The 20,759-nt window shown below is 68.3% G+C and carries 20 protein-coding genes; 16 read left to right on the top strand and 4 right to left on the bottom strand.

What is annotated here, in order from left to right:
- The first annotated feature begins 9 nt into the window (after positions 1–9).
- The 3 genes from K3G64_RS02370 to K3G64_RS02360 are packed head-to-tail and all read left to right on the top strand — an operon-like array spanning position 10 to position 1,638.
- Complete coding sequence (locus tag K3G64_RS02370) at positions 10–651, top strand: hypothetical protein (protein WP_238888716.1); 642 nt, start codon at positions 10–12, stop codon at positions 649–651.
- Positions 644–1,213, top strand: a complete 570-nt coding sequence (locus tag K3G64_RS02365) for a DUF6529 family protein (RefSeq protein WP_238888715.1) — start codon at positions 644–646, stop codon at positions 1,211–1,213. Before K3G64_RS02370 ends, K3G64_RS02365 begins: the two co-directional genes overlap by 8 nt.
- Before the next feature lie 14 nt (positions 1,214–1,227).
- Positions 1,228–1,638, top strand: a complete 411-nt coding sequence (locus K3G64_RS02360; RefSeq protein ID WP_238888713.1) for a Rieske (2Fe-2S) protein — start codon at positions 1,228–1,230, stop codon at positions 1,636–1,638.
- A 5-nt stretch (positions 1,639–1,643) separates the two neighbouring features.
- Here K3G64_RS02360 and K3G64_RS02355 read toward each other — a convergent pair whose 3' ends face one another.
- Positions 1,644–2,951, bottom strand: coding sequence for a DUF2252 domain-containing protein (locus K3G64_RS02355; protein WP_238888712.1), 1,308 nt, complete (start codon positions 2,949–2,951; stop codon positions 1,644–1,646).
- Between the two features lie 53 nt (positions 2,952–3,004).
- On the opposite strand from K3G64_RS02355, the gene K3G64_RS02350 reads away from it, so the two are divergent.
- The 3 genes from K3G64_RS02350 to secA all read left to right on the top strand — a co-directional run bounded on the left by K3G64_RS02350 (position 3,005) and on the right by secA (position 7,640).
- The gene (locus tag K3G64_RS02350) at positions 3,005–3,634 is read left to right on the top strand and encodes a ComF family protein (protein WP_238888710.1); all 630 of its coding nucleotides are present in this window, start codon (positions 3,005–3,007) and stop codon (positions 3,632–3,634) included.
- A gap of 326 nt (positions 3,635–3,960) precedes the next feature.
- Entirely contained in the window at positions 3,961–4,617 is a 657-nt protein-coding gene (gene hpf, locus K3G64_RS02345) for a ribosome hibernation-promoting factor, HPF/YfiA family (protein ID WP_370647155.1), read from the top strand.
- A gap of 182 nt (positions 4,618–4,799) precedes the next feature.
- Positions 4,800–7,640: a preprotein translocase subunit SecA gene (gene secA / locus K3G64_RS02340; RefSeq protein ID WP_238888708.1), complete on the top strand. Its 2,841-nt coding sequence runs from the start codon at positions 4,800–4,802 to the stop codon at positions 7,638–7,640.
- Between the two features lie 13 nt (positions 7,641–7,653).
- On the opposite strand, the gene K3G64_RS02335 is transcribed toward secA, so the two are convergent.
- Positions 7,654–8,139 (bottom strand): Rv3235 family protein, encoded by a 486-nt coding sequence (locus K3G64_RS02335; protein WP_238888706.1) that lies wholly within the window; start codon positions 8,137–8,139, stop codon positions 7,654–7,656.
- Positions 8,140–8,341: 202 nt separating this feature from the next.
- Between K3G64_RS02335 and K3G64_RS02330 the strand changes: the two genes are divergently transcribed.
- The 5 genes from K3G64_RS02330 to K3G64_RS02310 all read left to right on the top strand — a co-directional run bounded on the left by K3G64_RS02330 (position 8,342) and on the right by K3G64_RS02310 (position 14,601).
- Entirely contained in the window at positions 8,342–9,751 is a 1,410-nt protein-coding gene (locus tag K3G64_RS02330; RefSeq protein WP_238888704.1) for a WS/DGAT/MGAT family O-acyltransferase, read from the top strand.
- Between the two features lie 61 nt (positions 9,752–9,812).
- Positions 9,813–11,567 (top strand): BCCT family transporter, encoded by a 1,755-nt coding sequence (locus K3G64_RS02325; RefSeq protein ID WP_238888702.1) that lies wholly within the window; start codon positions 9,813–9,815, stop codon positions 11,565–11,567.
- Positions 11,568–11,576: 9 nt separating this feature from the next.
- Complete coding sequence (locus K3G64_RS02320; protein WP_238888700.1) at positions 11,577–12,074, top strand: DUF6912 family protein; 498 nt, start codon at positions 11,577–11,579, stop codon at positions 12,072–12,074.
- A 65-nt stretch (positions 12,075–12,139) separates the two neighbouring features.
- Positions 12,140–13,294 carry a ferredoxin reductase gene (locus tag K3G64_RS02315; protein WP_238888698.1) on the top strand — a complete coding sequence of 385 codons (1,155 nt, stop codon included), beginning with the start codon at positions 12,140–12,142 and terminating at the stop codon, positions 13,292–13,294.
- 68 nt (positions 13,295–13,362) lie between these two features.
- Complete coding sequence (locus K3G64_RS02310) at positions 13,363–14,601, top strand: fatty acid desaturase family protein (RefSeq protein ID WP_238888696.1); 1,239 nt, start codon at positions 13,363–13,365, stop codon at positions 14,599–14,601.
- A gap of 19 nt (positions 14,602–14,620) precedes the next feature.
- Here K3G64_RS02310 and rsgA read toward each other — a convergent pair whose 3' ends face one another.
- Positions 14,621–15,610: a ribosome small subunit-dependent GTPase A gene (gene rsgA, locus K3G64_RS02305; protein WP_238888690.1), complete on the bottom strand. Its 990-nt coding sequence runs from the start codon at positions 15,608–15,610 to the stop codon at positions 14,621–14,623.
- On the bottom strand, positions 15,607–16,905 hold the full coding sequence (aroA, locus tag K3G64_RS02300) for a 3-phosphoshikimate 1-carboxyvinyltransferase (protein ID WP_238888688.1): 1,299 nt from the start codon (positions 16,903–16,905) through the stop codon (positions 15,607–15,609). The genes rsgA and aroA overlap by 4 nt, the downstream gene beginning before the upstream one ends.
- A gap of 44 nt (positions 16,906–16,949) precedes the next feature.
- On the opposite strand from aroA, the gene K3G64_RS02295 reads away from it, so the two are divergent.
- From K3G64_RS02295 to K3G64_RS02275, 5 genes are all read left to right on the top strand, one after another.
- A complete protein-coding gene (locus K3G64_RS02295) occupies positions 16,950–17,753 on the top strand; it encodes an SOS response-associated peptidase (protein ID WP_238888687.1) in 804 nt (267 codons plus the stop codon).
- Positions 17,754–17,815: 62 nt separating this feature from the next.
- Entirely contained in the window at positions 17,816–19,303 is a 1,488-nt protein-coding gene (locus tag K3G64_RS02290; protein WP_238950348.1) for a DUF7782 domain-containing protein, read from the top strand.
- Positions 19,304–19,425: 122 nt separating this feature from the next.
- Positions 19,426–19,647 (top strand): hypothetical protein, encoded by a 222-nt coding sequence (locus tag K3G64_RS02285; protein WP_238888686.1) that lies wholly within the window; start codon positions 19,426–19,428, stop codon positions 19,645–19,647.
- Positions 19,644–20,507, top strand: a complete 864-nt coding sequence (locus K3G64_RS02280) for an oxygenase MpaB family protein (protein WP_238888684.1) — start codon at positions 19,644–19,646, stop codon at positions 20,505–20,507. The genes K3G64_RS02285 and K3G64_RS02280 overlap by 4 nt, the downstream gene beginning before the upstream one ends.
- A complete protein-coding gene (locus K3G64_RS02275; protein WP_238888678.1) occupies positions 20,504–20,752 on the top strand; it encodes a hypothetical protein in 249 nt (82 codons plus the stop codon). The genes K3G64_RS02280 and K3G64_RS02275 overlap by 4 nt, the downstream gene beginning before the upstream one ends.
- Positions 20,753–20,759 lie beyond the last annotated feature (7 nt).

Below are 20,759 nucleotides of genomic sequence, written 5' to 3'. Positions count from 1 at the left end.
AGTGACGACATGAGCATTCGCGGTCCATTGGTCACGTTGGGCGCCGTCGGTGCCCTCGCGGTCGGGTTGTGGCTCGGCACTGTGTCCCAAGACAACGCACCGCCGCCCGCGCCCACGGCCGAAGCAGCGGCGTCGCCGAGCATTCCGGCACCACCGGCCGCGACCGACGCGCCCGCCTTTCCGCGGCGGGCTGACTACATCGCGAAGATTCCGACGGCCACCGGTGTGCTCACTCTCGACGTCAACGTCGACGGTCAGGAGGCAACCGCATACGCCTGCGACGGCAACTCCGTCGAGGTGTGGCTCAGGGGACCTGCCGTCGACGGGGCCGCCAACCTGGTCAGCAAGGACAGCAGCGGTGTTCTCGACGGACACGTGGACGGCGAAGCACTCGCCGGCACGCTGACCATCGACGAGCGGACCTGGGTGTTCACCGCCGAACGCGCCCAAGCGCCGGCAGGGATCTATGTGTACGAGGGAAGCGGCGTCCGTAGCAGCTGGATCGTCGACGAGGCCGGTGACGTGACCGGCGTGCTCGGCCGCAACGACGGATCGATCCGGCCGGCGCCGGTACTGCAGACCGACGGCACCGCTGTGATCGACGGGCGACGGGTCACGGCCGTGCGCGTGGGGGGCGGCAGCGATGTCTGAGCCCACCGCGGCGCTGCGAACAACCCAGCGCACCACCGGCCCCGCAGCGCTGGTCGCCGTGATGCTCGGTGCGCTGGTCGCCGTCGGCCTCGGTGTCTTCGGCAAAGTGCATGAGCCACAGTTCTTCTCGATCAACCTCACCGGCTTCTCCAGCGGAACCGCGGTGAAGTCCTGGCTGGCGACACTCGCCGTGCTGCTGGCTTTGTGCCAGCTCGGCTCGGCGTTCGTCATGTACCGACTGACGCCGGGCGGCCGGGCGCCGGCATGGATCGGCACCGCGCACGTGTGGTCGGGACGGCTCGCGGTGCTGGTGACCGTTCCGGTGGCGGTGCACTGCCTGTATGCCCTCGGGTTCGCCGAGACCGACAGTCGGGTGCTGTTCCATTCACTGTTCGGCTGCTTCTTCTACGGGGCCTTCGTCACCAAGATGATCCTGTTGACCCGCAACGGGCTTCGCGGTTGGGTGATCCCCATCGCCGGAGGCCTCGTATTCTTCGGGCTGGTGTACGTATGGCTCACCTCGGCGCTCTGGTTCTTCCAGACCAGCGGCATGACGTTCTGACGAAAAGGACTGCGATGCAACGCAAGCAATTTCTCCTCGGTGCCGGCGCCGGGCTGCTGGCCTCCGCACTGGCGGCCTGCACCACCTATGGCAGGAAGCCGCAGGAGGCGGAGCCCGCCCCGGCGACCGGCGACGCCACACCGGCAGTCGATGTGCTCGCCAAGACCGCCGACGTTCCGGTGGGTGGCGGCGTCATCGTCGACGAGACCGTGGTGACACAGCCGACGGCCGGTGACTTTCAGGGCTTCTCGTCTACGTGCACACACGCCGGGTGCACCCTCAACGAGGTGGCCGACGGCACCATCAACTGTCCGTGTCACGGCAGCAGGTTCAACCTCGACGGTACGGTGGCCAACGGTCCGGCGACCAGGCCCCTCACGGCGAAATCGATCCGCGTGCAGGGTGATTCGATAGTGTCGGGCTGACTTCGCTAGGTCGAGCTGACCCCCGGGATGCGGCCCTCGCGAAACGCCTCGACGAAATGGCGGTGGTCGTCGCGGACTGTCGACGCGTAATCCAGCCCGAACGACACGATGTCGTCGACGAACTCGTCGACGTGCCGGCCGATGGCCGCGACGATGGCGTCCTCGGTCTGGAACTTCACCAGGGACTGGTCGCTGTCGGAGTCGCCCACACAGTGCACCTTTGCCACCGCCTGCCCGAGCTGCTCGATGACCTCGGCGAGCTCAGTCGGCTCGGTCAGCTCATCCCATTCGAGGTCGGCGTCGTAGGGCGAGAGTTCGCTGACCACGAAGCCGACACCGTCGATGTCGGTGAAGCCGAGCAGGGGATCGGCATGCGCCTGCAGCGCGCGTTGCGAAACCGCGGTGCGATGCCCGTGATGGGTGAAATACTTCCGCACCTTGGGGTCATCGACGACGCGGCTGGGTGCGGCCACGTTGCCCTGCTTCATCGACAGCACCACGTCGTTGTCGAGCGCCTGGTTGAAGCCCTCGATCAGCAGCGTATAGGCGGGCAGTCCCGCGCTGCCGATGCCCAGACCCGACTTGCCGATGACGTCCTTGATCTCGTAGGCGATGCCGCGAAAGCGCTTGGTCTGCGGAATCGTCTCCAGGTATTTCTCGAACGCGTCGCTGACCTTGGCTCGTTCGTCGTCGCCCAGTCGGCGTACGCCCGCCTTGTCCCGGAAGCGTCGATCCCATTCGGTGATACTTGTCATGCGGTCCAGCATCTGAGCGCGGGTCGACAGCCTCGCGGACTGCAGAGCCGAGAGCACCGCGCCGCGCGCGGTGTCCAGGTTCAGCGAGAAGCTCGAGTCGTCGTCGACCTCGGTGAAACGCCGCACCTGCTCGACGTAGGCGTGCCCGAACGTCGCGATCAGCGCACGGATCTCCTCGTCGGAGAGCGCCTTCTGCCAGCACATCAGCGCCACACTCGCCGCGAACCGCTTCAGATCCCAGGTGAAGTGGCCGACGTAGGCTTCGTCGAAGTCGTTCACGTCGAAGATGAGCACCCCCGCGCCGTCCATGTATGTGCCGAAGTTCTCGGCGTGCAGGTCGCCCTGGATCCACACGCGCGACGTGCGCTCGTCCGCCCATCGGTCCTCCGACTTCGCGACGTCGGCATAGAACACGCATGCGCTGCCGCGGTAGAAGGCGAACGGGTCGGCCGCCATTTTTCGGAACTTGGTGCGGAAGGCGTCGGCGTCGGCCTCCATCAGATCGGAGAACGCCTCCCGAAGGTGCTGGACGATCTGTGACTCGCGCTCGTTCTGCATGGCGACGGAATACCCGTAATCGCATTGTCAGCCGTACGCGTCACACTGCGCCCATGCTCGACCTGGTCCTTCCGCTGCAATGCGGAGGCTGCGGCGCTCCGGCGACGCGGTGGTGTGACCGCTGCGCCGCGGAACTCGCCGTGCGCTCCGACGAGCCGCACCTGGTCACCCCGCGGCTGGACCCGGGTGTCCCGGTGTTCTCACTCGGCCGCTATGCCGGTGCCCGGCGGCAAGCGGTCGTCGCGATCAAGGAGCACGGCCGCCACGACCTGCTCGCTCCGCTCGCCGGCGCGCTGCGGACCGGGCTTCTGCACCTGCTCACCTGGGGCATCGTCGATGTACCGCTGACCGTGGTCCCGGCGCCGACCCGGCGTTGGGCGGCCCGGCGGCGCGGCGGTGACCCGGTCACCCGGCTGGCCCGGGCGGCCAGTGCCGGTCTGCCCGCGCTCACCGTCGTCACCGCCCTACGGACGCGCGCGCTGGCGGTCGACTCGGTCGGGTTGTCCAGCTCGGACCGGCAGCGCAACATCGCGGGCCGGGTCGCCGTCGTGCGGGGCGTCGCGGGGGAGGTGCTTCTGGTCGACGACATCGTCACCACAGGCGCCACCGCCGCCGAATCGGTACGCATGCTGCGTCGCGGCGGCGCCCGGGTGGTCGCCGTGCTGGCGCTGGCGAACGCGTGACCGCGCCCATGACCGCCCCGCCGATCACTTCACCGTCAAAGCGGTGTGAAGAACAGGAAACGGGATGTCGAAAATCGGGTGTATTCACTGGCACTACCGGGTGAACACGGCTACCGTCGGCAGCAACCACCCGTGAATGACTCACGGCGGCGCTCAGGCACGAAGCGCCGGCATCGCCCAGCAGCGGTAGGAGGTGAGTAGTCGACACCTTGCACCGGCGAGCGGCGAGTCATGCAGGCCACGTCGGCGCGTATTCCTTCTCCATCGGGCACGCTGACGCGTGCGGACGCCAAAGAAACGAGTCGCCAAGCATGTCAAGCCAATCCGTGGACTCCGGCCCCAACATGGTGGTCGAGGACGACACCCCCGAGCCCCGCCCGCGAGCCGAGGTGGCGGTCACGGGTCGCAACGTCGAGATCCCCGACCACTTCCGCGTCTATGTCGCAGAGAAACTGTCACGCCTGGAACGCTTTGACCGCACGATCTACCTGTTCGACGTCGAACTCGACCACGAGCGCAACCGTCGGCAGCGCAAGAACTGCCAGCACGTCGAGATCACTGCGCGCGGTCGCGGCCCGGTGGTCCGCGGCGAAGGCTGCGCCGACAGCTTCTACGCCGCCTTCGAATCAGCCGTGAACAAACTGGAGAGCCGCCTGCGTCGCAGCAAGGACCGGCGCAAGATCCACTACGGCGACAAGACGCCCGTTTCCCTCGCCGAGGCCACCGCGATCGGCCCGCTGCCCGAAGCGCTTGATACGCAGACCCAACCCGAGGCGGACGGCGCGCCGCTCGACGACCACGTGCCCGGCCGGATCGTGCGCACAAAGGAACACCCGGCCACGCCGATGACCGTCGACGATGCGCTGTCGCAGATGGAGCTGGTCGGACACGACTTCTTCCTGTTTCACGACAAGGAGACCGACAAGCCGTCGGTGGTGTACCGCAGGCACGCCTACGACTACGGCCTGATTCGGCTCGCCTGAGCCGGTGGCCTGATTCGGCTCGCCTGAGCCGGTGGCCTGATTCGGCTCGCCTGAGCCGGTGGCCTGATTCGGCTCGCCTGAACCGCGCGTCCCGAGCCGGTCGGCCCTCGCTCGGCCGGGTCCGGCGGTAAGTCGCCTACCATGGGTTGAGCTCAAGATCTTCAACCCATAGGGGATATAGCGTGCTGGATAAGTTGCTGCGTCTCGGCGAAGGCCGCATGGTCAAGCGCCTCAAGGGGGTGGCCGACTACGTCGACAGCCTGGCGGCCGACACCGAGAAGCTCACCGACGCCGAGCTGCGGGCCAAGACCGACGAGTTCAGGAGGAGGCTGGCCGACGACAAGAATCCAGAAACCCTCGACGACCTGCTGCCCGAGGCGTTCGCCGTGGCGCGGGAGGCCTCCTGGCGGGTGCGCGACCAGAAACACTTCCACGTCCAGGTGATGGGTGGAGCGGCGTTGCACTTCGGCAACGTCGCGGAGATGAAGACCGGTGAGGGCAAGACCCTGACCGCCGTGCTGCCCGCGTACCTCAACGCGCTGTCCGGCAAGGGCATGCACATCATCACCGTCAACGATTACCTGGCCAAACGCGACGCCGAACAGATGGGCCGCGTGCACCGCTTCCTCGGTCTCGACGTCGGCGTGATCCTGTCCGGGTTGACCCCAGACCAGCGCCGCGCCGCCTACGCCGCGGACATCACCTACGGGACCAACAACGAGTTCGGCTTCGACTACCTGCGCGACAACATGGCGCATTCGCTGGCCGACCTCGTGCAGCGCGGTCACAACTTCGCCATCGTCGACGAGGTCGACTCGATCCTGATCGACGAGGCCCGCACCCCGCTGATCATCTCCGGACCCGCCGACGGCGCCTCGAACTGGTACACCGAGTTCGCCCGCCTCGCGCCGCTGATGGAAAAGGACGTCCACTACGAGGTGGACCTGCGCAAGCGCACGATCGGCGTGCACGAGATCGGCGTCGAGTTCGTCGAGGACCAACTCGGTATCGACAACCTCTACGAAGCCGCCAACTCGCCGCTGGTCAGCTACCTCAACAACTCGATCAAGGCCAAGGAGCTCTTCCAGCGCGACAAGGACTACATCGTCCGCGACGGCGAGGTGCTGATCGTCGACGAGTTCACCGGCCGCGTGCTGATCGGCCGCCGCTACAACGAGGGCATGCACCAGGCCATCGAGGCCAAGGAGCACGTCGAGATCAAGGCGGAGAACCAGACGCTGGCCACCATCACTCTGCAGAACTACTTCCGGCTCTACGACAAGCTCGCCGGCATGACCGGCACCGCCCAGACGGAGGCCGCCGAGCTGCACGAGATCTACAAGCTCGGCGTGGTCAGCATCCCGACCAACATGCCGATGATCCGCACCGACCAGTCGGACCTCATCTACAAGACCGAAGAGTCCAAATTCATGGCGGTCGTGGACGACGTCGCCGAGCGCTACGAGAAGGGCCAGCCGGTGCTGATCGGCACCACCAGCGTCGAGCGCTCGGAGTACCTGTCGCGGCAGTTCCAGAAGCGCCGCATCCCGCACAACGTGCTCAACGCCAAGTACCACGAGCAGGAGGCCAACATCATCGCCGAGGCCGGGCGGCGAGGTGCGGTGACCGTTGCCACCAACATGGCCGGCCGCGGCACCGACATCGTGCTCGGCGGCAACGTCGAGTTCCTGGTCGACAAGCAGCTGCGGGACCAAGGCCTGGACCCGGTCGAGACCACCGACGAATACGAGACGGCCTGGCACGAGATGCACCCCAAGGTGAAGGCCGAGGCCGCGGGCGAGGCGGAGGACGTCATCGCCGTGGGCGGGCTCTATGTGCTGGGCACCGAGCGGCACGAGTCGCGCCGCATCGACAACCAGTTGCGGGGCCGCTCCGGGCGTCAGGGCGACCCCGGTGAGTCGAGGTTCTACCTGTCGCTGGGCGACGAGCTCATGCGGCGGTTCAACGGCGCGACGCTCGAAGCGCTGCTGACGCGGCTGAACCTGCCCGACGACGTGCCGATCGAAGCGAAGATGGTGACCCGCGCGATCAAGAGCGCGCAGACCCAGGTCGAGCAGCAGAACTTCGAGGTCCGCAAGAACGTCCTCAAGTACGACGAGGTGATGAACAAGCAGCGCATGGTCATCTACGACGAGCGCCGCCGCATCCTCGAGGGCGAAAACCTGGCCGAGCAGGCCCGCAACATGCTCGTCGACGTCATCACCGCCTACGTCGACGGCGCGACCGCCGAGGGCTACTCCGAGGACTGGGACCTCGAGCAGCTCTGGACCGCGCTGCGCCAGCTCTACCCGGTCGGCATCGACCATCACGACCTGATCGACTCCGACGCAGTCGGCGAGCCCGGCGAGCTGACCCGCGAGGAACTGCTCGAGGTGTTGATCGCCGACGCCGAGCGCGCCTACGCCGAACGGGAGAAGCAGATCGAGGAGGTCGCAGGGGAGGGCGCGATGCGCCAACTCGAACGCAACGTGCTGCTCAACGTGTTGGACCGCAAGTGGCGCGAGCACCTCTACGAGATGGACTACCTCAAGGAAGGCATCGGGCTGCGCGCGATGGCGCAGCGCGACCCGCTGGTCGAATACCAACGGGAGGGCTACGACATGTTCATCGGAATGCTCGAGGGCCTCAAGGAGGAGTCCGTCGGCTTCCTGTTCAACGTCGCGGTGGAGCCGGCGCCCGCACCGGCCGTCGCTCCTGTCGCCACCCCGGCGGGGCTGGCCGAGTTCGCGCAGGCGGCAGCGGCCAAGGCGGCAGGCGCAGGCGCGGTGGCGACGAAGGAACGTGCTAAATCGCCGTTGCGCGCCAAGGGAATCGATGACGACGGCGAGTCGCGGCCGCTGACCTATACGGGTCCGTCGGAGGACGGGTCGGCGCAGGTGCAGCGCTCAGGCGGAGGCGGTGCGGCCGGTCCGCGTGTTGCCGCGCCGGGCACCACCCGCAAGGAGCGCCGTGAGGCGGCCCGTCAGCAGGCCCGCGACGCCAAGGCGATGCGCAGGCGCTGAGGAGGCTCACCCCTCAGCCGATCTGCAGCGCCTCGAGGCGCCAACGCTCGCCGTGCGGCGCGATGCGCGCGGCGATCGCCCGCACGCGCGGACCGCGGGTGTAGGTGCCGAAGACCTCGGCGGTGCCGGCGGGCGCGTCGTCGACCATCCGCAACCGGATCCGGCGGAGGGTGGCGGCGGAGTCATGCTGCTCGCGGGCCAGCGCCAGCACAGTGTCGGTCAGCGCCGGCGCCAGAACCGACCGCAACTGCGCGACGGGCCTGCGCCGGTCGATCACTTCGAGCACCCGTCGCAACGCCGCGTCGGCGAAGGCCACTGCGATCCGCGGCGGTGGTTCCGGCGCCACGACGGGAGCATGGCGCAGGGGCCGAGGTGCGCGGCGGCGCAGCGCCTTGGGCCTTACCGGCCCGCACACCGCGACGCCGACGGGCGGAGGTTCGCAGTCGATGACGGGCGAGATCAGCGCGCCGGGTGCGGCGGAGGTGCGGGATGAAGTCACGGAACGGCTCTCCAGCGTGTCGGTGTGACGGGACGCGCCTGCTGGAGAGTCGCAGACTGACTTATGATCGCACGGTTTGCATGGGGGCTCGTGCACCCGTGCTGCGCCGGGGAAGGGTCGGCCGATAGCGTGACGGAGTGCTCGACACCCTCGGCGCGGTCGCGCGGCCGTTGGCGACCTGGAGAAGGAGGGCGGCGTCGCAATGGTGACCAGGTTGTCGGCGGCCGACGCGGCGTTCTTCCGCCTCGAGAACAGCTCCACGCCGATGTACGTCGCAACACTGTCGATCCTGCGCAGGCCCCGTAGCGGGCTCAGCTACGAAACCCTGCTCGCCACTGTCGAACAGCGGCTGCCGCAGATCCCGCGCTATCGGCAGAAGGTGCGGGAGGTGACATTGGGGCTGGCGCGCCCGGTCTGGGTGGACGACCGCGACTTCGATATCACCTACCATGTCCGTCGTTCCGCGCTGCCGTCGCCGGGCAGTGACGCCCAGCTGCACGAGCTGATCGCCCGGCTCGGCTCGCGGCCACTGGACCGCTCGCGGCCACTGTGGGAGATGTACCTGATCGAGGGGCTGGCCAAGAACCGCATCGCGCTCTACACCAAGTCACACCAGGCTCTGGTCAACGGGATGACGGCGCTGGAGATCGGCCACGTCATCGCCGACCGCACCCAGAAGCCGCCGGAGTTCGGTGAGGACATCTGGATCCCTGCCCGCGAGCCCAGTGATCGCCAACTGCTGATGGGCGCCCTCGGAGAGTGGATCATGCGCCCCGCCGAGCAGTTCGGCGCGGTCCGCAGCGCGGTCACCGAGGTGGCGACCAACGCGGGTCAGCTGGCCGACATGGGCCGCCGCTTCGTCGAGGTGGCCCGCACGGTGGCCCGCGGTACCGCGCCCAGCAGCCCGCTGAACACCACGGTGTCGCGCAACCGCCGTATCACGGTGGCCGCCTGCCGCCTCGAGGACTACCGGACGGTGCGGGCCCGCTACGACTGCGACGTCAACGACGTGGTGCTTGCGGTGGTGGCAGGCGCGTTGCGCAACTGGCTGATGTCGCGGGGGGAACCGGTGACCGCGACGACGACGGTGCGTGCGATGGCGCCGATGTCGGTCTATCCCGAACCCGACCGCGAATCCACGGGCCCGGGGCAGGCGATCAGCCAGGTGTCGCCGTTTCTGATCGACCTGCCGGTCGGCGAGGGCAATCCGGTGGTACGGCTGTCCCAGATCGCGCACGCCACCGAACAGCATCCGACCGCGAACAGCCTGGTGGACGCCAGGACCATCGTCACGCTGTCGGGTTTCGCCCCGCCGACGTTGCACGCCATGGGAATCCGAGTCGCCACCAGCTTCTCGGCGCGGGTGTTCAACCTGCTGATCACCAACGTGCCCGGCGCACAGAAGCAGATGTACGTAGCGGGCACCAAACTGCTCGAGACCTATGCGGTGCCACCGTTGCTGCACAACCAGGTGCTGGCCATCGGGGTCACGTCCTACAACGGCATGGTGTACTTCGGCATCAACGCCGACCGCGACGCGATGAGCGACGTCGACGTGCTGCCGAGCCTGCTCAGCGAATCGCTCGAGGAACTTCTCGAGGCGGCGAAGTGACGCCTTCGTTGCCTTTGCGGGATTGACGGGTGAACCGCGGGGAGGGTCGAATTGGCTCACCATGACAGTTACCCCCGAGAACCACAGGACCAATAGGGCCAAGGCCGCCACCGAGAGGGCGCTGAAGTCGCCCACCGACGAGGTGATCCCGCACCCGGTGCTCGACCAGCCGATCGTGGCCGAAGCCGACCGCCGTTCGCGGGGTGTGGACTGGGTGGTGTTCGGCGTGACCGCCGTCGTCGCCATCGGCTTCCTGATCTGGGGCTTCGTCAGCACCGAATCGCTGGCTACCGCGTCGGGCAACGCGCTGACCTGGGTGATGAACACCACCGGGTGGCTGTTCGTGCTCACCGCATCGGGCTTCGTGGTGTTCATACTCTGGCTGGCCGTGGGCCGCTACGGGAACATCCCGCTGGGCCGCGACGACGAGCAGCCCGAGTTCCACGGCGTGTCGTGGGTGGCGATGATGTTCAGCGCCGGCATGGGCATCGGCCTGATGTTCTTCGGCGTGGCCGAACCGCTGTCGCACTTCGCGACGCCGCCGCCGGACACCGGCCCCGCGGGTAATCCGGACGCCGTGCAGACCGCGATGGCGACCACGTTGTTCCACTGGACCCTGCACCCGTGGGCCATCTACGCCGTCGTCGGGCTGGCCATCGCCTACGGCGTGTACCGCAAGGGCCGGCTGCAGCTGATCAGTGCGGCGTTCGAGCCGTTGATCGGCGCCCGCGCCAACGGGTCGTGGGGCAAGGTGATCGACATGCTGGCGATCTTCGCCACGCTGTTCGGGTCGGCCGCCTCACTGGGTCTGGGTGCCCTGCAGATCCGCAGCGGCCTGCAGCTGGTGGCCGGCATCGGCGAGACCGGCAACGCGATCCTGGTCATGATCATTGCGGTGCTCACCGTGGCGTTCGTGCTGTCGGCGGTCTCGGGCATCGCGCGCGGCATCCAATGGCTGTCCAACATCAACATGGTGCTGGCCCTTGTGCTCGCGTTGTTCGTCTTCGTCGTCGGCCCCACGGTGTTCATCCTCAACCTGCTGCCGACCGGTGTGGGCAGCTACCTGGCCGACCTCGCGATGATGTCGGCGCGCACCGGCGCCGAGGGTTCGGTGGTCAACGAGTGGCTGCAGTCGTGGACGATCTTCTACTGGGCCTGGTGGGTGTCGTGGACACCGTTCGTCGGGATGTTCATCGCGCGGATCTCGCGCGGGCGCACCATCCGCCAGTTCGTCGGCGGAGTGCTGCTGGTGCCGAGCCTGGTGTCGCTGGTGTGGTTCGCAGTGTTCGGCGGAGCCGCGATCCGCGAGCAGGAGGGCGGGGTGGACCTCGCCGGTCAGGAGAGCATCGAGGCGCAGCTTTTCGGTCTGCTCGACCAGTACCCGCTGGCGACGATCGCCAGCGTGCTGGTGATGGTGCTGGTCGCGATCTTCTTCGTCTCCGGCGCCGACGCCGCCTCGGTGGTGATGGGCTCGCTGTCCGAGCACGGCACCATCAGACCCGGGCGCGGCATGGTGATCTTCTGGGGCGTTGCGACCGGCGCCGTCGCCGCGGTGATGCTGCTCGTCGGCGGGCAGGATGCGTTGACCGGCCTGCAGACCATCACGATCATCGCGGCGCTGCCGTTCGTGGTCGTCATGGTCGGCCTGGCGGTCGCGCTCATGAGAGACCTGCGCCGCGACCCGATGGTGGTGCGCAAACAGTACGCGGAGCAGGCCGTCGACACCGCGGTGATCCACGGCGTCACCGCGCACGGCGACGACTTCATCATCTCGGTGGAGAAGGATCCGGGCAGCGCACGCAACGGGGACCGCTAACCTCGCCTGGTGCGTGTCTACGTCCCGGCGACTCTCGCCATGCTGCAGCGACTCGTCGCCGACCGGGTGCTGCACGCCCGCAGCGGAACCGCGTTCGCGGTGACGCCTGCACTGCGGGAGGCCTATGCGCAGGGTGACCAGGACGAGTTGGCCGAGGTCGCCCTGCGGGACGCGGCGCTGGCGTCGTTGCGGTTGTTGGCCGGTGAGGGTGTTTCGGATTTGCCGAAGAGGCGCGCGGTGCTGGTGGCCGAAGTCGCCGACGTCGCCCTGCGGCCGGATCTGGACGACGCGGTGGTGCGACTGGCCGGGCCCATCGGATTCGACGACGTGATCGCCGCCTACGTGGACAACGCCGACGCCGAGGCTGCGGTGCGGCCTGCGATCGAGGCCGTCGACGAGGCCGACCTCGGCGACGAGGATGCGGAGTTGACCATCGGCGACGCTCAGGACCACGACCTGGCCTGGTACGCGCCGCAGGAGCTGCCGTTCCTGCTCGAACTGCTCTGATTTCTTCCACCCGGAAGCGGCGACCGGACTGGATACGGAAGCGTAGGTTACGGTACCGTAGGTTTATGGCCAAGAGCTCGATCAAGGTGTCGGCCAATGTCGCCGACACGGTGCGGCCCACGGTCGCCGGTGCCAAGCACTGGAACGCGCTGCGCTCGATCGCGGCGCGGATCACCACGCCGCTGCTGCCCGACGACTATCTGCAGCTGGCCAACCCGCTGTGGAGCGCGCGTGAACTGCGCGGCCGGGTGCTCGAGGTGCGTCGCGAGACCGAGGACTCCGCGACGCTGGTCATCAAGCCGGGATGGGGTTTCACCCTCGACTACGAACCGGGGCAGTACATCGGCATCGGGGTGCTCATCGACGGGCGCTGGCGGTGGCGGTCCTACTCGCTGACCTCGGCCCCGGCACTGCGCACGCGAGGAGCACAAGGAATCCGGTCCACCCGCACGATCACCATCACCGTGAAGGCCATGCCCGAGGGGTTCCTGTCGACGCACCTCGTCGGCGGGGTGGCGCCCGGCACGATCGTGCGGTTGGCCGCGCCGCAGGGCAACTTCGTGATGCCCGACCCGGCGCCGCCGAAGGTGCTGTTCCTCACCGGCGGTTCCGGCATCACCCCGGTGATGTCGATGCTGCGCACCCTTGCCCGGCGCGGGCAGATCACCGACATCGTCCACATACATTCCGCGCCAACGGAATCCGATGTGATGTTCGCGACCGAACTCGCCGAGCTGGCCCGCTCCCAAGACGGATACCGACTCCGGCTGCGCGCGACCCGCACCGAGGGCCGCCTGGAGTTGGCCCGCCTGGACGACGAGGTGCCCGACTGGCGCGAGCGGCATACGTGGGCGTGTGGACCCGGCGGCATGCTGGACGCGGCGCAGCGGTCGTGGGCGGCCGCCGGACTGGCGGAACGACTGCACCTCGAGCGCTTCGCGATGTCGAGATCCGCGGTGCACGGCCAGGGCGGAACGGTCGAGTTCGCCCGCAGCGGCAAGTCGGTGTCAGTCGACGCCGCCACCCCGTTGATGGACGCCGGTGAGCAGGCCGGAATCAGGATGCCGTTCGGCTGCCGGATGGGTATTTGTCAGTCCTGCGTGGTGGGACTGCTCGACGGGCACGTCCGCGACCTGCGCACGGGATTCGAGCACGAACCGGGGAGTCGGGTGCAGACCTGCATCTCGGCGGCGTCGGGGGACTGTGTGCTCGACGTCTAAGGTTTACTGACTGGTAACCTACGGGTACGTAGGTTACGTTAGCGTAGGTATGCGAAAGGAGGCTGACGATGGCGATCACCGACGTTCCTGAGTTTGCGCATCTGACCGATGCGGACATCGAGAGTCTGGCCGTCGAGCTGGACGCGATCCGCCAGGACATCGAGGACTCCCGTGGCGCGGGCGATGCCCGCTACATCCACCGCACCATCGCCGCGCAGCGTGCGCTGGAGATCGCGGCCCGCCTGACGCTGGCCGCGAGCTCGCGCCGCTCGGCATGGTGGGCGGGCACCGTCGCGCTGGGTGTGGCCAAGATCATCGAGAACATGGAGATCGGCCACAACGTCATGCACGGCCAGTGGGACTGGATGAACGATCCCGAGATCCACTCGTCGACGTGGGAGTGGGATACCACCGGAGCGTCCAAGCACTGGCGGTTCACCCACAACTTCATGCATCACAAGTACACCAACATCCTCGGCATGGACGACGATGTGGGCTACGGGCTGATCCGGGTCACCCGCGACGCGAAGTGGAAGCCCTTCAACCTCGGCAACCTGCTCTACAACACGATTCTCGCCCTCGGCTTCGAATGGGGAATCGGGCTGCAGCACGTCGAGCTCGGCAAGGTCTTCAAGGGCAGGGACAACCGGGACGAGAGCAAGATCCGGGCACGTGAGTTCGCCGTCAAGGCGGGCGGACAGGTGCTCAAGGATTACGTCGCCTACCCCGCGCTGACCTCGCTGTCGCCGGGTGCCACATACTCCTCGACGCTCAAGGCCAATGCCGTCGCCAACGTCATCCGCAACGTGTGGTCCAACGCGGTGATCTTCTGCGGCCACTTCCCCGACGGCGCAGAGAAGTTCACCAAGACCGACATGGTGGGCGAGTCCAAGGGGCACTGGTATCTGCGCCAGATGCTGGGCAGCGCGAACTTCGAGGGTGGTCCGGCGCTGCGCTTCATGAGCGGCAACCTGTGCCACCAGATCGAGCACCACCTCTACCCGGACCTCCCGAGCAATCGCTTGCATGAGATCTCGGTGCGGGTGCGTCAGGTGTGCGACAAGTACGACCTGCCCTACACCACCGGGTCGTTCCTGCTGCAGTACGGCAAGGCGTGGCGGACCATCGCCAAGCTGTCGCTGCCCGACAAGTACCTGGCCGACACCGCCGACAACGCACCGGAGACCCGGAGCGAGCGGATGTTCGCCGAACTCGAACCGGCTCAGCGTCGTGGGCTGAAGTCGGCGGTGGCCGCCGTGCGGGCCCGCCGTCGCGAGAAGCGCGTCCAGCGACAGCTCGCCGCCTGACCCGCCTTCGGGGGCGGCACTAGTAGGCGGCCGCCTCGCGCAGCGTGGACAGCAGGCGCCTGGCCGCGGCGGCGCGGGTGGCGGCCGCGCCGGTCAGCGTGTCGAGCGCGCACTCCGGATCGGCGGGCGGGCCGAGATGCCCGCAGCCGCGGGGACACTCCTCGATGGTGTCGGCCAGATCCGAGAAGGCCAGCATCACGTCGTCGGGTTCGATGTGGGCCAGCCCGAACGACCGGATGCCGGGGGTGTCGACGACCCAGCCGCCGACGCCCAGCGGCAGCGCCACCGACTGCGTCGAGGTGTGTCTGCCCTTGCCGACGTCGGTGACTTCGCCGGTGGTTCGATGTGCCTGCGGCACAAGGCGGTTGACGAGGGTCGACTTTCCGACGCCGGAATGGCCGAGCAGCACCGTCACCTGGTCGGCCAGCAGGGGAGCCACCACGTCGAGCGGATCGTCGCGCCCGGCGGTGGTGACGGTCAGGTCGAGGTCGGCGAATTGCGCGGCGAAGGTCTCGGCCGGCGCCAGATCGTTCTTCGTCAGGCACAGGATCGGCTTCAGGCCACCGGCGTAAGCGGCGATCAGCGCGCGCTCGACCAGCCCGGTGCGTGGTGGCGGGTCGGCCAGAGCCACCACGATCAGCAGTTGGTCGGCGTTGGCGACGACGACGCGCTCGCTGGGGTCGGTGTCATCGGCGGTGCGGCGCAACACCGTTCGCCGGTCACCGCGCCGCACGATGCGGGCCAGGGTGTCGGGTCTGCCCGACAGGTCACCGACGATGTCGACGTCGTCGCCGACGACGATCGGGGTGCGGCCCAGTTCGCGTGCCCGCATCGCCGTGACCGGGCGGCCGGGGTCGCCGCCCAGCGCACAGCCCCACCGGCCCCGGTCGACGGAGACCACCATGGCTTCCTGCGCGTCGGCATGCTCAGGCCTGGTCTTGGTTCGCGGTCGCGAGCCACGGCCGGGGCGGACCCGGACATCGGACTCGTCGTACTCGCGAGGGCTCAAGTATTCGCCTCGAGATCGGATGACTGGCCGGCCAGCATGGCCGTCCACAGCTGCGGGAAGTCGGGCAGCGTCTTGGCGGTGGTGTCGATGTCGGCCACCTCGACATCGGGCACCCGCAGTCCCACGATGGCACCCGCGGTGGCCATCCGATGGTCGGCGTAGGACCGCCACACTCCCCCGTGCAGTGGCCGCGCAGTGATCACCAGGCCGTCGGCGGTTTCCTCACACTGACCGCCCAGGCCGTTGATCTCCGCGGAAAGCGCTGCGAGCCGGTCGGTTTCATGACCGCGCAAGTGCGCGATGCCCGACAGCCGCGAGACCGAACCGGGCGTAGCCAGCGCAGCGAGGGCCGCCACCGCCGGCGCCAACTCGCCGACCTTGTGCAGGTCGGCGTCGAGACCGTCGTACGCCAGGGCGCCCTGCACCTCGAGGTACGTGTCGCCGTGGCGGACATGCGATCCCACCTTCTTCAAGATGGCGATGATCGCCTCGGCCGGTTGCGTGCTGACCCGCGGCCAGCCGGTCAGCCGCACCGCCCCGCCGCTGACCACTGCGGCCGCCAGGAACGGCACCGCGTTGGACAGGTCCGGTTCGATGTCCCAGTGCCGGGCGGCGACGGGCCCCGGCGACACCCGCCACCTGTTCGGGCGCGTGTCGTCGACCTCGACCCCGGCGTCGCGCAGCATGGCCACCGTCATGGCGACGTGCGGCGCCGAGGGCACCGACTCCCCGGTGTGCACGATGGTGAGCCCCTCGGCGAACCCGGCACCCGAGAGCAGCAGACCCGAGACGAACTGTGATGAGGCCGACGCGTCGATCTCCACCGTCCCGCCCGCGACCGACCCCGCGCCCCGCACGACGAAGGGCAACCCGTCGCCGTCGATGTCCACCCCGAGGCCGCGCAGGGCGTCGAGCAGCGGTGCGATCGGCCGTGCGCGGGCCTGCTCGTCGCCGTCGAACGTCACCGCGGCCGTGCCCAACGCCGCGACGGGCGGGAGGAACCGCAGCACGGTGCCGGCCAGGCCGCAGTCGATGCGCGCGCCGTCGCGCGGTGCGAGCGTCCCGGTCACGCTCAGCTCGTCGGCTCTGCCGTCGACCGTCACTCCGAGCGCCTGCAGCGCGCCGATCATCAGGTCGGTGTCTCGGCTGCGCAGCGCGCCGTCGATCGTCGAACGCCCCTGTGGGGTGGCCAGGGCCGCCAGCACGAGCGCCCGGTTGGTCTGCGATTTCGAGCCCGGGACGGTGACCGTCGCGTGCACCGGAATCGTCGTCGACGGTGCTGGCCAGTTGCTCACGGTCCCATCCTGCCCTGTCGGGTTCGCGTGCCACCATGGGATTCATGTGTGGACGATTCGCGGTAACCACGGACCCGGCGCTGCTGGCCGAGAAGATCAAGGCGATCGACGAGACCATGGCGGCGACCAAGGGGGACGACGCTGGGCCGGGCGCCGGACCGAACTACACCGCCGGACCGAACTACAACGTAGCGCCGACCACAACCATCAGCGCCGTCGTCAAGCGCCACACCGAGCCCGACGACGAATCAACCCGGCGGGTGCGGTCGATGCGGTGGGGTCTGGTGCCGCCGTGGGCCAAGACCACCGACGAGGGCGGGCCGGAAACCAAGGGGCCGTTGCTCATCAACGCGCGCTCGGAAAAGCTGACCACCTCGCCGGTGTTCCGCACCTCCGCAAGGAACAAGCGCTGCCTGGTGCCGATGGACGGCTGGTACGAGTGGCAGAAGAAGGGTGACGCGAAGGGGCCGAAGACCCCGTACTACATGTACGCCGGTGACGGTGAGCCGCTGTTCATGGCGGGACTGTGGTCGACGTGGCGGCCCCGTGAAGGCTCGGCCGCAGCGTCGTCAGAACCGCCCCTGCTGAGTTGCACGATCATCACCACCGACGCCGCAGGTCAGCTCGCCGAGATCCATGACCGGATGCCGCTGACCATCAGCGCCGATGACTGGGACCGCTGGCTGGACCCCGACGCGCCGATCGACGAGGGTCTGCTACGCGGCCACGGTGACCTCGACCGCGTCGAGATCCGGGAGGTGTCACGCCTGGTGAACAACGTGCGCAACAACGGGCCGGAGCTGATCGAGCCGGTGAAGCCCGAACCCCGACAGGGCACGCTGCTTTGACGGTGCTCCCGGGAAGCTCCGGGCACGATCGGCCGCTGCACTCCGCCGCCGTCGTCGACGCCATGGCCGACGACCTGCGCTCGGCGCGCTACACCACCGATGCGGTGGCCGAACTGCTCGGCGCGGACGTCGCCGCGGCGTTCGCCCGCGGGGTGTGGTGGCCGGCGCAGCGCGCGACCGAGCGTGCCGTCGACAGCCTCGACCGGCCGCGACTGGCCGTGATCGTGCGACTGTTCCTGCTCGGCACCGACGAACCCGCCGAGCGGGTGCAGGCGGCGCTGCCCACCGCGGGCGTGGACGCCCTGGTCGCCAACGGTGTCGTCGAAGCGACGCCGTCGGGCCGGCTGCGCGCCGCCCTCGACTTCCGCCCGCACAGCGCGGTGAGCTCCGCAGGCGAGCAAAACTTCCTGGTGGTGTCGGATCTCGACGCCGCGATGCGCGCCGGCCCGGTGCGACGCGACCATGTGCTGGGCATCGGCGGTGCATCGGTGTCGCTGGCGCGCGCAATGATTCGGACACCGGCCGAGCGTGCACTGGATCTCGGCACCGGCTGCGGCATCCAGTCCCTGCACCTCAACGGCCACTGCGCCGACATCGTCGCCACCGACACCAGCGCGCGGGCGCTCGCACTGGCCGAAGCGACGGCGCGGCTCAACGGCATGTCGTGGGATCTGCGCTGCGGCAGCCTGTTCGAGCCCGTCGCCGGCGAACGATTCGACCTGATCGTCTCGAACCCACCGTTCGTGGTGGGTGCCGGCGCTCGCGAATACCTCTACCGGGACTCCGGTGTCATCGGAGACACGTTGTGTGAGAGTTTGATTCGGCAGACCGCCGACCACCTGCGTGCGGGCGGCACCGCACAGGTCATGGCGAACTGGATCGTGCGCGACGGCCAGGACTGGGGCCACCGCGTGCGCGGATGGTTGGCGGACACCGGCCTCCACGCCTGGGTGGTGCAGCGCGAACTCGCCGATCCGGTCAGCTACGTGTCGCTGTGGACATCCGATGCCGGTGAGCCTCCCGAGAAGGCGGCGCACCGTGGCGGTCAGTGGCTGGACTGGTTCGCCGAGGAGGGCATCGCCGCCGTCGGCATGGGCGTGATCACGCTGCGTGCCCCGCGTTCGGGCGAACACCGCCCAGCCGAGCACGTGCTGGAAGACATCGTCGGCGCCGACGAGGCGCTCACCGGACCAGAGGTCGAGGCGTTCTTCGCCCGCCGGGAGTTCCTGCACGCTACCGACGACTCCGAACTGCTGGCGGCGCGCTTGTCGACGGCCCCGGTGTTCCTCGAGGAGCATTACCTGCCCGGCGGGGACGGCTGGCAGTCGGTCGGCGCGACGGTGCGCCGACCGGGTGGTCCCGGCGCCGTCGTCGGCGTCGACGAGGTCGGACGTGCGTTGTTCGCGGGCTGCCGGGGTGAGGTGCCGCTGGGCACGCTGATCGAACTGCTTGCCGTCGTCCACGGGGTGGACACCGACGCGCTGGCGACCGCGGCGCTGCCGATGGTGCGCGAGGCCATCGCGCGCGGCATCCTCCATCAGGCGCAGTGACGCATCGTTGATTTGTTGTTCACTTCCATCTGTAATTCGCGCTATATTCAGAGGAATTAGTCCGCAATGGTGGTAGTGGCCGTTAACATATACCTCCGGTCAACGCGACGGAGGGTTCGGCCATGCGCACCACGTTCAGGAACGTCATGAGCTTCGAGATGACCATCGCCGAGTGGATCGGCACCGCGCTCATGCTGGCGCTGCCCTACCTTGTCATCGGCTTGGCCTGGACCGCCCTGCACACCGGGCAACTGGAACCCGGGGGTGTCGCCCGCGTCGTCTCGATCCTGGGCTCGATCGCGTGCTGGCCGGCCCTGGTCTTCTCGTCGGTGTGCGCCGCATGACGTCGGACCGGTACCGGATCACCGCGCGTCGGCGTACGGCGCGCTGGGACACTGGGCCGGTCACCGCCGCAGACGCCATGGACTTCTGGGCCTTCGCCGCCGGCGCGGCCAACGTGATCATGCAGTTGTCCCGGCCGGAAGTCGGTCACGGTGTCGCCGAAAGCAAGGTCGACAGCGGCAACCTGCTCAAACATCCGTGGAAGCGGGCCAGGACGACCTTCCAGTACCTGGCGGTCGCGGTTCTCGGCACAGCGGATGACCGCGCCGCGTTCCGCGCGGCGGTCGACACCTCCCACCGTCACGTCAAGTCCGGTCCGGGCAGTCCCATTCGGTACAGTGCCTTCGACCGGGATTTGCAGATGTGGGTCGCTGCTTGCCTTTTCGTAGGACTCGAGGACACCTATCAGCTCCTGCGCGGTGAGATGACGTCCGAACAGGCCGAGCAGTTCTACCGCTCGGCATGGCCGTTGGGCACCACGCTGCAGGTCACCGAGGACCAGTGGCCGCCGACGAGAGCAGAGTTCGACGACTACTGGCAGGCCGCGTGCCTGCAAGTCTCGATCGATGACCGGGTGCGTGGTTATCTGCTCGACCTCATCGACCTGCGGATGATCAACCCGCTGCTGGGGTTGCCGTTCCGGCCGCTGCTGAAGTTCCTCACCGCCGGGTTCCTGGCGCCGGTGTTCCGCGAGGCGATGGGTCTGCGCTGGAGTGCAACCCGCCAGTACCTGTTCGAATCGCTCTTCCGCACAGTCGCGTTCGTCAACAGGTTCCTGCCCGTGTTGGTCCGGCAGGGCGGCACCTACCTGCTGTTGGCCGACGTGCGTCGCCGCGTGCGCGGACAACGTGCGCTGGTATGACGATGCTGCGCCGTCTGCTGAGTCGTCGTGTCAGCGTCGAAGCCGTGCTCGAAACCCTGATGTGGCTGGCGGTTCCGTATCTGATCATCGGGCTGACGTGGGCGTTCTTCGACGCCGAGCAGGTAGCGGCCATCGACACCGCGTGGCGCAACCGGTTGCCAGCCGGCTCAGATGTCGGCGCGCTCGTGGTGACGGCGCTGAACTGGCCGGCCAGGCTGTTCGGCATCGATCTGTGCGCGGCGTGAGCCGTGG

Source organism: Mycobacterium sp. IDR2000157661 (assembly GCF_022317005.1).
GTDB lineage: Bacteria > Actinomycetota > Actinomycetes > Mycobacteriales > Mycobacteriaceae > Mycobacterium.
This window is presented reverse-complemented; position numbering and strand designations above follow the sequence as displayed.